This is a genomic window from Hydrogenophaga sp. FW305-3-2-15-A-LB1, assembly GCF_058787875.1.
In genome coordinates this window covers 1-12,507 of the sequence record NZ_JBYTAE010000079.1, presented here as the reverse complement: position 1 = coordinate 12,507, position 12,507 = coordinate 1, and the positions used below count along the sequence as shown (strand labels likewise).

Sequence of the window (12,507 nt, the reverse complement as noted above, 5' to 3'; positions counted from 1 at the left end):
GCGATACTGGCCGCCGCCATGAACCCGCCCACCATTCCCGCCGCGCCCAAGCCTCTGGAGGCGGCGCCCTTTCGCCCGCTCGACGCGGGCTGGCTGCAATGGATCGCCGAGAACCGGCTGCGCCATTGCACGCCCGCATCCATGCTGGTCACCATGACCGAGGCGGGCCTGGACCCGGCCGAGTGCGAGCCCGCGATCCGGGCGATGGACAGCGACCCGGCGTTCCTTGCCGCGCGCAAGTTTCAGCAGCTGCAGACCAAGCTCGAATCGGTGATGGCCAACCAGCAGAAGCTGCTGGAGCTGAACCCGCGCTATGGGCAGGTGGAGAAGCGCGGCGACGTGCCGCTGGACGAGTTCGTCGAGAAATACGTGGTGGGCAGCCGCCCGCTGGTGCTCACTGGCGTGGCGCGCGACTGGCCCGCCCTGCAACGCTGGTCGCCCCAGGACCTGCGCGAGCGCTTCGGTCATTTGCAGGTGGAGATCCAGGCCGAGCGCAGCGCGGACCCGAACTACGAGGTCAACAAGCTGGACCACCGGCGCAGCGTGGGCCTGGCGAATTTTGTCGATCAGGTGCTGGCCGGCGGCACCACCAACGACTACTACCTGACCGCCAACAACGAGATGCTGGCGCGGCCCGAATTCGCGCCCATCCTGGCCGACATCGGCAGCCTGCCGGCCTTCTGCGACCCCTCGCAGCTGGCGCGCCGCGCCTCGTTCTGGTTCGGCCCGGCGGGCACGGTCACGCCGCTGCACCACGACACGCTCATGCTGTGCCACACGCAGATCGTGGGGCGCAAGCGCTGGCGCTTCATCTCACCCTTGCAGACGCCGCTGCTCTACAACCACTTCGAGGTCTACAGCCCGATCGATCTGGACCGGCCGGACCTCGCGCGTTATCCGCTGTTCAGCCAGGCCACAGTGCTCGAGGTGATCGTCGAGCCGGGCGAGACGGTGTTCCTGCCCCTGGGCTGGTGGCACCAGGTGACGGCGCTGGACGTGAGCCTGTCGTTCTCGTTCTCCAACCTGGCCCTGCCCAACCATTACAGCTTCCAGAACCCCACCATCACCAACTGGTGAGGGGTGGGGCTGCCGCCGTTCAGGACAGCACCAGCATGCCCGCGGTCGGGTTCTGCAGCAGGGCGTCGAGCGCCTCGATGGGCAGGGGCTTGGCGAACAGGTGGCCCTGGAACTGGTCGCAGCCCTGGTAGGCCAGGAAGTCGCGCTGTTCCTGCGTTTCCACGCCTTCGGCCACCACCTGCAGGCTCAGGCTTTGTGCCAGCGCGATGATGGCGCGCGAGATCGCGGCGTCGTTCGGGTCGGTGAGCACGTCGGCCACGAAGCCCTTGTCGATCTTGAGCTGGTCCAGCGGCAGGCGCTTGAGCACCGAGAGCGAGGAATAGCCGACGCCGAAGTCGTCGAGCGAGAGCGTCACGCCCAAAGCCTTGAGCATGCCCATCTTGTCGATGGTGATCTCCATGCGGTCGGCCAGCAGGCTTTCGGTGAGCTCGAGCTTGAGCTTGTGCGGTCGGATGCCGGTGCGCGTGATCGCGGCCATCACCATGTCCACGAAATCGGGGTGGCGGAACTGGCGCACGCTCACGTTGACCGCGATGCTCAGGTTGGCGGTCTGCGCCCGGTCGGCCCAGGCCGCGAGCTGCTCGCAGGCCTTCTCCAGCACCCACTGGCCCAGCGGCAGGATCAGGCCGGTGTCTTCGGCCACGGGAATGAAATCGGCCGGGAACATCAGGCCGCGCTGCGGGTGCTGCCAGCGCACCAGGGCCTCCACGCCGGTGATCACGCCCACGCGGTCCACCTGCGGCTGGTAGTGCACGACGAATTGCTGCTCGCTCAGCGCCACGCGCAGGTCGGAGCTCACGGTGGCGTTGGCGCTCACCGTGGCCTGCATGTTGGGGTCGAAGAAGCACAGCGTGTTGCGGCCCAGCGACTTGGCCTGGTACATCGCCAGGTCGGCCTGCTTGAGCAGCTCGCCCACGTCGCTCTGCTGGCCGTTGAACGAGGTCACGCCGATGCTGGGGGTGGCGAAATGCTGGTGGCCGGTGAGCTGGAAGGGCTCTCGCAGCGTGTTGAGCACCTTCTCGGCCAGGGCGGTGGCCTTGAAGGCGGCGGCGTCCGGGTCGGTGCTCAGGTCGTCGACCATCACCACGAACTCGTCGCCGCCCAGGCGCGCGACCATGTCGGTCTTGCGCACGCTCTTGGTCAGGCGCGCGGCCACCTTCTGCAACAGCTGGTCGCCCATGTGGTGGCCCAGCGTGTCGTTGAGGATCTTGAAGTTGTCCAGGTCGATGAACATCAGCGCACCGTGCTGGCCCGAGCGCGCGCTCGCCGCCAGGGCCTGCTGCAGCCGGTCCAGCAGCAGCTGGCGGTTGGGCAGGTCGGTCAGCGCGTCGTAGAACGCCAGGTGGCGGATCATGTCCTCGGCGGTCTTGCGCTGCGTGATGTCGCGCCCCACCGCCACCCAGTGCGTCACCTCTTCGGCGGTGGCCTGCACCGACACCACCTCGAGCTCCACCCAGAACATGGCGCCGTTCTTGCGGCGCACCATCAGTTCGGTGCGCGCCTGTTGCGTCTGCTGCAGGCCTTGCGCGAGTTCGCGCAGCTTGGGGATGGCCGGGTCGAGTTCGAGCAACATGCGTGGCGTCTGCCCCAGCACCTCGGCGCGGCTGTAGCCGGTGTGCTGCTCGAAGGCGTCGTTCACGAACACGATGCGCGGCTCCTGGTCGTCGCTGCCCGCGCCGGTCTCGGCGATCACCACGATGTCGTTGAGCCGGGACACGCTGGTCTCCAGCAGCATCAGCTGTTCCTGCGAGCGCCGCCGTTCGGTGACGTCGCGGAAGTAGACCGCCAGGCCTTCGGCGAACGGGTAGGCCCGAACCTCCAGCCATTTGCCCAGCGTGGGGAAGAAGTCTTCCAGCTCCACGCGGCGGTTGGTGTTGAGCGATTTCGTGAGCTGGTCTTTCAGGCGCTGCGAGAGGCCGGCGCTGAAACCTTGCCAGACCTCCAGCCCCAGCAGATCGGCGGTGGTCTTCTGCAGCAGCCGTTCGCTCTCCTGGTTGAGGTAGGTGAAGCAGCACTGCCGGTCCAGCGTGACGAAGGCTTCCGTGATGCTGGCCAGGGTGGTGGTCAGGCGCATCGCCAGGCGCAGCGTGTCCTGCTGGGCCTGCTTCTGCGCCGAGATGTCCTGGATCGCGCCCTGGATGCGCACGATCTGGCCGTTGGCGCGCCGCACGGCGGTGCCCACGGTGCGCACCCACTTGGGCGCACCGCCTTCGACCATCACCTGGATCTCCTCGTCGAAGCCTTCGCCGTACTGCGCGCAGCGCTCCAGGCGCTGGCGGATGCCGTTGCGCCACTCGGGGGAGTAGCGCTGCACCATGTCCTCGAGGTTGCGCACCTGCCGGTGATCGGCCAGTCCAAGGATGGTGGCGAACTCGTCCGAGTGCACCACCTCGCGGGTGGAGAGCTGCAGCGACCAGCTGCCCGCGCCGGCCGTGTGCTCGGTCAGGTTGAGCCGGCTTTCGCTTTCGCGCAGCACGTTGGCGTTGTACTGCTCGCTTTGTTCGCAGCGGCGCGCCAGCGCCAGCACATCGGCCGCATGTTGCGACAGCAACTGCAGCAGGGGCGTGCCCATCGCCGGCTGTTCGCGCGGGCCGTGGTCGAGCAGCAGCAGGCCGGACTGTCCCACCGCATCGAACACCGGCAGCCAATGTCCGTGGCGCCAAGGGCTGGCGGTCTCGGGCAGCCAGCGCTCCACATCGGCGCGCTCGCGCAGCAGCGCGGTGCAGGCCTCCAGGGCCCTGGCCGCCTGATCCGGGTCGAGCCCGTGCGAGCCCAGAACTTCGGGCGGCGCATGGGACAGGTCCACCAGCAGCGCCGCGCCCGTGCCCGCGAGCTGCGTGGCCATCTGGGCCAGGCGATCGAGCTCACCGCGCTGATGAGGCACGGTCCAGGCGCCGGTGCGCTCCATCGCGGTGTCGGCGACCAAAGGGGGGCGGTTGTCGGATCCAGGGCGCATGGCAAGGGGTTTCGGTGGTCGAGGGTGCAGCATACAGACCGTCTGTCATCTGCCGCACACATGGCGGGCGTAAGGTCGACCCAGGCGTGTGAACTTCCGCACGACCTCCCCAAATGTGGGGAATTTTTGTAACATAAATGTTAGATTTTGTTGCTTATGTTCTAACATGGCCCCCATCGCCGATGCCAAGCCTCCGTTTTCACAACACTTTCGCGCCACCGCATCGCCACCACCGCCGATTTGAACTTTGAGGGAGTTGATTGTGAGCACACTCGCAGAACTCAGGCAATACAGCGACGTCTCCAGCCTGAAATCCGCACTGCACCAGCTGTGCAGTGAGTTCGGGCGCATCACGCGGCTCGACATCCTGACCGCCATGCACGAAGGCACCAAGCAGGCCATCTGCTTCCTGCGCATGGAGCGCCCCGAGCAGGAGCAGGTGCTCATGAAAAGCCTGGGCGTGGGCCGCTTCGGGGGTGAAGTCGTCTTCGTGCTGAACCTCAACGTGCCCGTGACGGCCGAGGACGGTCCTTCGTCCCAGTGGGCCGACTCCGACATCTATTGAAAGCACCCCCCGCGTCGCCTGCGGCGCCACCCCCTGAAGGGGGGCGACACTTCGGGCCGGCACAGCCGGACCCTCGGTGTCTCTGGAAAGGGAGCTCCTCGCTCCGGCTCTTTTCCCTGTCTCCCGATTGACCTCTGCGCGCCCTGGCGCCGCGCAGAATCGGCGCATGAATGCCTTGCGCTCTCCCCTGGCCGCTCAGATCGTTCAATGGCTGGTCGCCCCTGGTGACCCGGTGCGCCAGGGCGACGTGCTGGTGATCCTCGAAGCCATGAAGATGGAGCACGAGCTGCGTGCCGAAGCGCCTGGCCGTGTGCTGGAGCTGTTGTTCGCCCCGGGCGAGTCGGTGCAGCAGGGCGACGTCCTGTTGCGCGCCGAGCCGGTCGCACGCGCTTCCACCCCGCCCACCACCGCACCGCAGGAGACCGTCCAGGCCGGGCCGGCCGCGCTCAGGCCCGACCTGCAGCGCCTGCTCGACCGCCAGGCCCGCACGCTCGACGCGGCCCGGCCTGAGGCGGTGGCGCGCCGCCACGCCCTCGGCCAGCGCACGGCGCGCGAGAACATCGCCGACCTCTGCGACGAGGGCGGCTTCATCGAGTACGGGGCGCTGGCGGTGGCCGCGCAGCGCCAGCGCCGCAGCGAAGACGACCTGATCGCCCACACCCCGGCCGACGGCATGGTGACCGGCATCGGTTCCGTCAATGCCGCCCAACACGGCGCCGAGCGGTCGCGCGCCGCGGTGATGGCCTACGACGCCACGGTGCTGGCGGGCACGCAGGGCATGCGCAACCACCAGAAGACCGATCGGCTGCTGGGCGTGGCGCTGGCGCAGCGCCTGCCGGTGGTGCTGTTCGCGGAAGGCGGTGGTGGCCGACCGGGCGACACCGACATGCCCATCGTCGCCGGCCTGCATGTGGGCACCTTCGCCGCGTTCGCGCGCCTCTCAGGCCAGGTGCCGGTGCTGGGCATCGTCAGTGGCCGCTGCTTTGCGGGCAACGCCGCCTTGCTGGGCTGCTGCGACGTGGTGATCGCCACCCGGGGCAGCAACATCGGCATGGGCGGCCCGGCCATGGTGGAGGGGGGCGGGCTGGGCGTGTTCCGGCCCGAGCAGATCGGCCCGAGCCCCGTACAGCACGCCAATGGCGTGATCGACGTGCTGGTGGACGACGAAGCGCAGGCGGTGGCGGTGGCCCGCCAATACCTGTCGTTCTTCCAGGGCCCGGTCGACGGCGGACGCGCACCCGATGCCCGGGCCCTGCGCGACGTGGTGCCGGAGAACCGGCTGCGTGTGTACGACACCCAGGCGGCGATGGCAGGGCTGGTCGATGTCGGCAGCCTGCTGCCGCTGCGCACCGGCTTCGGCGTGGGCATCCACACCGCGCTGGCGCGCATCGAAGGGCGCGCGGTGGGCCTGATGGCCAACAACCCGCTGCATCTGGGCGGTGCGATCGACGCCGACGCCGCCGACAAGGCCGCGCGGTTCATGCAGCTGTGCAACGCACACGGCCTGCCCATCGTGAGCCTGGTCGATACGCCCGGCTTCATGGTCGGGCCGGACATCGAAGCGAGGGCGCAGGTGCGGCACGTCAGCCGCCTGTTCGTGGTGGCGGCGGACCTGCGTGTGCCCTTCTTCAGCGTCGTGCTGCGCAAGGGCTACGGCCTGGGCGCCATGGGCATGACGGCCGGTGGGTTCCATTCGCCGGCCTTCACCGTGGCCTGGCCCACGGCCGAATTCGGCGCCATGGGGCTGGAAGGCGCCGTGCGCCTGGGCTATCGCAAGGAGCTCGAAGCGGAGCCGGAGGGGCCGCGGCGCGATGCCTTGTTCGACCGGCTGCTGGCGCAGCAGGTCGCCAATGGCTCGGCGGTGCAGATGGCGACCACGCTCGAGATCGATGCCGTGATCGACCCGGCGCTCACGCGCGACTGGCTGGTCAGGGGACTGGCGGGGGCGAAGGTGTCAGAGCCCCGCCCGGGGCGATTCATCGACACCTGGTGAGGCCCGAGGAGGGCCCCGGGTTCATCAGATCAGGTCGCCGAAACCGGTGGTGCGCACGCCCGCGCTGGGCAGTTGCGGCGCGGTCTGGTTGATGTTGATCCAGAACTCGCACACGTGCTTCATCGCGCTGAGGAACTGCGAGAACTCGGTGGGCTTGGCGATGTAGGCGTTGGTGCCCGCATCGTAGGCGCGCAGCAGGTCGCTCGGCTCGGTGGAGGAGGTCAGCACCACCACGGGGATGTGATGCAGGTTGTCCGAGCCCTTGATTTCCCGGAGCACGCCGATGCCATCCAGCAGGGGCATCTTCAGGTCCAGCAGCACCAGCATGGGGTTGCTGCCCGAGCGGTTGGTGAAACCGTTGCGGCGGTGCAGGTAGTCCAGGGCCTGCATGCCATCCGAGACGTGCGTCACCCGCCCGTCCAGCCCATGGCGCGCCAAGGCCAGCTTGGTCAGCTCGGCATCGTCGGGATTGTCTTCAACGAGAAGGATGGCGTCGGCGTTTTTGCTCATGGTTCCAGGGCGGCCGGCATGGAGTCGGGAGGAGACTCGAACCCATGGGCGCCTTCAAAAGGTAGCGAAAAATAGAACACACTGCCCTCTCCGAGCTGGCTTTCAGCCCAGATGGTGCCGCCGTGTCGCTCAATGATGCGCCGCGTCAGTGCCAGGCCGATGCCAGTGCCTTCAAACTCCGAGGCGCGATGCAGGCGTTGGAAAACGCCAAACAGCTTCTGGGCGTATTTTGTGTCAAAACCCACGCCATTGTCACGAACAAAGAAGGTATAGCCGACAACAGGGTCCATGCTCCAACCCACCTCGATGCGCGTTCTTTCACGCGGACGGGTGTATTTGTAGGCGTTGCCCAACAGGTTGGCCCAGACCTCGCGCAGCAGCAGGGCGTCGCCCTGCACCACGGGCAGGTCGGGCGCCACCACCCAGTCGACCACCCGGCCTTCGGTGTCGTGCCCGATCTGGCCGACCACCGCATCCACCAGCAGGGTGAAGTCCACCGCCGTGAGGTTCACGGCCGAACGCCCCAGGCGCGAGAACGCGAGCAGGCCGTCGATGAGCTGGCTCATGTGCCGGGCTGAATTGCCGATCGTGCTCAGGTAGCGGGCGCTCACCTCGTCGCATTGGCCACCGAGGTGTTCCTCCAGCAGGCTGACGAAACTGGAGATGTGGCGCAGGGGCGACCGCAGGTCGTGCGAGACCGAGTACGAGAACGACTCCAGGTCCTTGTTGGCGGCGAGCAGCTGTTCGGTGCGCTCGACCACCCGGTTCTCCAGCTCGTCGTTGATGTTGCGCATCAGGTCGTCGAGCCGCTTGGCGTCGGTCATGTCCCGGTTGACCTTGGCGAAGCCCTTGAGTTCGCCGCTGTCGTCGCGCAGGGCAATGAGCACCGAGTGCGACCAGTACTGCGAGCCGTCCTTGCGGGTGTGCCAGTTGTGCAGCTCGTGCTGCCCACGTGAGGCCGCCAGGCGCAGCATCTGCATGGCGCTGACCTTGCCATGGTCCGGGTTGACCGGATCGAACAGCACGCCGTAATGGCGGCCCAGCATCTGCGTGGGCGAATAGCCGTCCATGCGCTGGGCGCTGTCGGTCCAATCGGTGATGATGCCGTCGGCATCCATGAAGAAGATGCAGTAGTCGCGCAGGTTGTCCACCATGAGGCGGAAACGCTGTTCGCTCTCCAGCAGTTCCAGCGAGCGCTCGCTGATGCGTTGCTCCAGTTCCTCGTTGAGGTGGACGACGCGCTCTTCGATGCGTTTGCGGTCGGTGATGTCGATGATCTGCACGAACAGGCCCTGCACCTTGCCTTCGTCATTGAAGTCGGGCAGGTAGCTCGCGCTCACGAAGATCTGCTGGCCATCGATGGTGGGGCGCCAGGTCTCGAAGTGGTGGGGCTGGCCGGCCAGCGCCATCCGCATGCGAGGCTCGATGTCGGCCCAGACGTCGGGTTTCACGCATTCACCGATGTGCCGCCCGATGATGTACTGGGGGTCCATGCCATAGACGCGCAGGTGCTCGGCATTGGCGAACCGGAAATGCAGGCCCGCATCGAGGTAGGCGATCAGGCCAGGCACGTGGTCGGTGATGGTCTGAAGGAAGCGCTGGTTGTCGCGCAGCGCCATCTCGGCCGCCTTGCGCAGCGTGATGTCCACCACCGTGGTGTTGCTGCGCAGGAAGCGGCCGTCGGCATCGCGCACGGCGGACGACGAGAGCAGGGCGTGGAAGGTGCTGCCGTCGCGGCGGCGCATCTCGTACTCCACGGCCTCCAAGGCATCGTCCTTCAGGATCTTCTGCATGCGGTGCTCCAGCAGATCCGTGTGCCGCGGCGCCATCATGTCGCGGAAGGCCATCTTGCCCACCACCTCGTCGCGGCGGTAGCCCAGCCAGTCGAGCTCGGTGTCGTTGATGGACACGTAGATGCCGTTGACGTCGAGCGAGTGGTAGCCGCAGGGCGCGTTGTTGTAGAGGTCCTGCGATTGCCGCAGTGCGCTGTTGAGCTGGCCGTTGGCCTGGCGCACCAGGTCTTCCGACGCCTTGCGCTGGGAGAGGTCGATCATCTGGATGATGATCCCCTGCACCTGACCCGCATGCCAGTACGGCGTGTATTCGATGCCGGCGTAGAAGCTGTGGCCATCGGGGAAAGCGCGCTTGCCCTCGAAGCGCTGGATTTCGCCGGACAGCGCGGCGGCCAGGTTCAGGCGCGAGGCCTCGAAATCCTGGGGCCGCGCGATCTGGCTCAGGTGCATGCCGATCAGCTGCTCGGTATCGCCCTGCACCCAGCGCGCGTAGCTGGCGTTGGCGAAGCGGCAGATCAGGTCGCGGTCGAAGAACGCCAGCTGCACCGGCACGCTGTTGGTGATGGCCTGCAGGAAATTGCGCTGTCCCGCGAGGGCGTTCTCGGCGCCCTTGCGTTCGGTGATGTCCACCAGGGTGTTGTTGGTGCGGACGAAACGGCCGTTTTCGTCGACGACCGCGGTGCTGCTGAGCAGGGCCAGGAAGGTGCTGCCGTCGCGGCGGCGGATCGGGAACTCGGCGGCCTCCAGTTTTTCGCCGCGCGTCATGCGCGCCAGGCGCTCGCCGACCAGGTGCTGGTGCTCGGGCGGCACGATGTCGTGGAAGCGCAGCTTGCCGACCACCTCGTCGCGCTCGTAGCCCAGCCAGTCCAGCGCGGTGCGGTTGATCAGCACGAACACGCCGTCGGCGTCCACCGAGTGGTAGCCGCAGGGCGCCTGGTTGTAGAGGGCCTGGGCATCGCGCAGGGCCTGGTGGATGCGCTCCTTGGCTTCGGCCAGTTCGTCGGTGCGTTGCCGCACGCGGGCTTCCAGCTCGACGTTGAAGCGCTGGATCTCTTCCTGCTGCTGGTGCAGCGCGGTGATGTCGCGCGAGACGGCCAGCACCATCACGGGCCGGTTCTGCGCATCGCAGATGGGGGTGACCACCGTGTCCCACCACTTGGGTGTGCCCTTGAAGGTGTTGCCGAACGCCACGAAGCGCGCGCTCTTGCCCTGGCGCGCGCTCTCCAGGGCTTCGCGCGAGAGCAAGGCCCCGTCGTCCGGCCACCAGGTGACCCATTCGCTGTTGCGCACCTGTTCGAAATCGTCCACCTCGACCAGGCGGCAGCCCTGGGCCGTCATCTGCACCACGCGGCCTTGCAGATCGAGCACCTTGGTGCAGTCGGGGCTGCTGGAGATGATCTGGCGGTTCAGCTCGTCCTTGATGCGCGCGTCGGCTTCCAGCGTGCGCATGGGCGTGATGTCCTGCATGAAACCGAGCTGGCTGACGACGGCGCCGTTGGCATCGCGCAAGGGTGCGTTGCGCACCAGCACATGGACCACCTCGTTGCCCGGGCGCACCAGGCGGAACTCCACGCTGAGCGTTTCGGCCTCGGAGATCGCCCGAAACCAGTGCTGCTGCACGCGTTCCAGGTCGTCGGGGTGCACGCGGCTGAACCAGCCGAAGTTGGGGAAGTCCTGCTTCTTCAGCGCGAAGATCGCCTGCAGCTGCTCGTCTACGTGGGTGAGCACGCCCGCGTGGTCGGTGCGAAAGACGCCGATGGGAAAGACGCTGGCCAGGGCCGAGAACAGCGCTTCGTATTCGATCTGCGCGGTGTGCGGAGCCCGGTCCAAGGCGGCCGCTTCCAGCGCGGTTTCCAGAGGCAGTGGCAGGTTGGCCTGGCGCTTCAGGTCGGTGCTGTCGGGCTGGCCGCTGAGCCGCTGCGCGTAGCTGCGGCGCAGGTGCTCGTTCTCCGCTCGCAGGGTTTCCAGCTCCAGAAGCAACGCACGCTCACGCTCCACAGCCGAGCGTTCGGTTCTGTGGCTGTCAACGCGTTTGTCCTCCGAGGGAAAAAGGGTGCTCATCCGGCACAACTGTACCCCAGGGCCCTCTTTCTCCAGCGTGATATTTGACAGCTAGAAACGCGGTAGCTCAGGGTGCGCCAAAGCCCCCGCGCGCACCAGCATCCGACCGTATTCAGCACAACGTTGCAGGGTCGGGATGACCTTGCCCGGATTCAGTAGCCCATTGGTATCAAAGGCCCGTTTGACGGCGAACATCTGGGCGTTTTCCTCGGCGGAGAACTGGACGCACATGCTGTTGAGCTTTTCCACGCCCACGCCATGTTCGCCGGTGACCGTGCCGCCCATGGCGACGCTGGTCTCCAGGATCTCGGCACCGAACAGTTCGCAGCGGTGCAACTGGTCGGCGTCGTTGGCGTCGAACAGGATCAGCGGGTGCAGGTTGCCGTCGCCCGCATGGAACACGTTGGCGCAGCGCAGCCCGTGCTTCTTCTCCATCTCGGCGATGGCCAGCAGGATGTCGGCCAGGCGCTTGCGCGGAATGGTCGAGTCCATGCACATGTAGTCCGGGCTGATGCGCCCGCTCGCCGGGAACGCGTTCTTGCGCCCGCTCCAGAAACGCAGGCGCTCGGCTTCGTCGCGGCTGACCGCGATGGCGGTGGCGCCGCATTGGCGCAGCACCGCGCTCATGCGGCCGATCTCTTCTTCCACCTCCTCCGGCGTGCCGTCGCTCTCGCACAGCAGGATGGCTTCGGCGCTCAGGTCGTAGCCCGCGTGCACGAAATCCTCCACCGCCGCGGTCATGGGCTTGTCCATCATTTCGAGGCCGGCCGGGATGATGCCGGCCGCGATCACCGAGGCCACCGCGTCGCCGGCCTTTCGGATGTCGTCGAAGCTGGCCATGATGCAGCGCGCCAGCAGCGGCTTGGGCACCAGCCTGACCGTGACCTCGGTGGTGACGGCCAACATGCCTTCGCTGCCGATCACGAGGGGCAGCAGGTCCAGGCCGGGTGCGTCGAGCGCGTCGCCCCCGAAGGTGACGGGCTCACCCTCGACGGTGAAGCCGCGCACGGCCAGCACGTTGTGCAGGGTCAGGCCGTACTTGAGGCAGTGCACACCACCCGAGTTCTCTGCCACGTTGCCGCCGATGGTGCAGGCGATCTGGCTGCTGGGGTCGGGCGCGTAGTACAGGCCCTGCGGGGCGGCGGCTTCGGAGATCGCGAGATTGCGCACGCCCGCCTGCACGACCGCGGTGCGCGAGCGCGGATCGATGCGCAGGATGCGGTTGAACTTGGCCAGCGACAGCGTGACGCCCAGCGCGTGCGGCATGGCACCGCCCGAGAGCCCCGTGCCCGCGCCGCGCGCCACCACCGGCACGCCCAGGCCGTGGCAGGCCTTGAGCACGGCAGCGACTTGGCCCTCGGTCTCGGGCAGCACCACCACCAGCGGGCGCTCGCGGTACGCGGTCAGGCCATCGCATTCGTAGGGCACCGTGTCCTCGGCCTGCCAGAGCAGTGCGTGCGCCGGCACCACGGCCTGCAGCGCGCGCACCACGTCGGCCTGCCGTTGCGCGCGTTGCAGGGAGGTGTTTTCGGCGGGGCGGGCGGGTGCGTTC

Annotated in this window: 7 protein-coding genes; 3 read left to right on the top strand and 4 right to left on the bottom strand. The window is 67.5% G+C overall.

Annotated features, from left to right (window positions below; translation table 11 throughout):
• Window positions 1–18: 18 nt before the first annotated feature.
• Window positions 19–1,077, top strand: a complete 1,059-nt coding sequence (locus AC3WPZ_RS21745) for a cupin-like domain-containing protein (protein WP_492441493.1) — start codon at window positions 19–21, stop codon at window positions 1,075–1,077.
• A 19-nt stretch (window positions 1,078–1,096) separates the two neighbouring features.
• On the opposite strand, the gene AC3WPZ_RS21740 is transcribed toward AC3WPZ_RS21745, so the two are convergent.
• Complete coding sequence (locus AC3WPZ_RS21740) at window positions 1,097–4,033, bottom strand: sensor domain-containing protein (protein ID WP_492441491.1); 2,937 nt, start codon at window positions 4,031–4,033, stop codon at window positions 1,097–1,099.
• 262 nt (window positions 4,034–4,295) lie between these two features.
• Here AC3WPZ_RS21740 and AC3WPZ_RS21735 point away from each other — a divergent pair, with 262 nt between their 5' ends.
• The gene (locus AC3WPZ_RS21735) at window positions 4,296–4,598 is read left to right on the top strand and encodes an RNA-binding protein (RefSeq protein WP_291121781.1); all 303 of its coding nucleotides are present in this window, start codon (window positions 4,296–4,298) and stop codon (window positions 4,596–4,598) included.
• Window positions 4,599–4,773: 175 nt separating this feature from the next.
• Window positions 4,774–6,591, top strand: coding sequence for a carboxyl transferase domain-containing protein (locus AC3WPZ_RS21730; RefSeq protein WP_492441519.1), 1,818 nt, complete (start codon window positions 4,774–4,776; stop codon window positions 6,589–6,591).
• A 24-nt stretch (window positions 6,592–6,615) separates the two neighbouring features.
• Here the strand turns inward: AC3WPZ_RS21730 and AC3WPZ_RS21725 are convergent, their stop codons facing one another.
• From AC3WPZ_RS21725 to AC3WPZ_RS21715, 3 genes are all read right to left on the bottom strand, one after another.
• Complete coding sequence (locus AC3WPZ_RS21725) at window positions 6,616–7,101, bottom strand: response regulator (RefSeq protein WP_291112066.1); 486 nt, start codon at window positions 7,099–7,101, stop codon at window positions 6,616–6,618.
• Window positions 7,098–10,874 (bottom strand): PAS domain-containing sensor histidine kinase, encoded by a 3,777-nt coding sequence (locus tag AC3WPZ_RS21720; RefSeq protein ID WP_444687600.1) that lies wholly within the window; start codon window positions 10,872–10,874, stop codon window positions 7,098–7,100. The genes AC3WPZ_RS21725 and AC3WPZ_RS21720 overlap by 4 nt, the downstream gene beginning before the upstream one ends.
• A gap of 132 nt (window positions 10,875–11,006) precedes the next feature.
• Window positions 11,007–12,473, bottom strand: a complete 1,467-nt coding sequence (locus tag AC3WPZ_RS21715; RefSeq protein ID WP_492441517.1) for an FAD-linked oxidase C-terminal domain-containing protein — start codon at window positions 12,471–12,473, stop codon at window positions 11,007–11,009.
• Window positions 12,474–12,507: the final 34 nt, after the last annotated feature.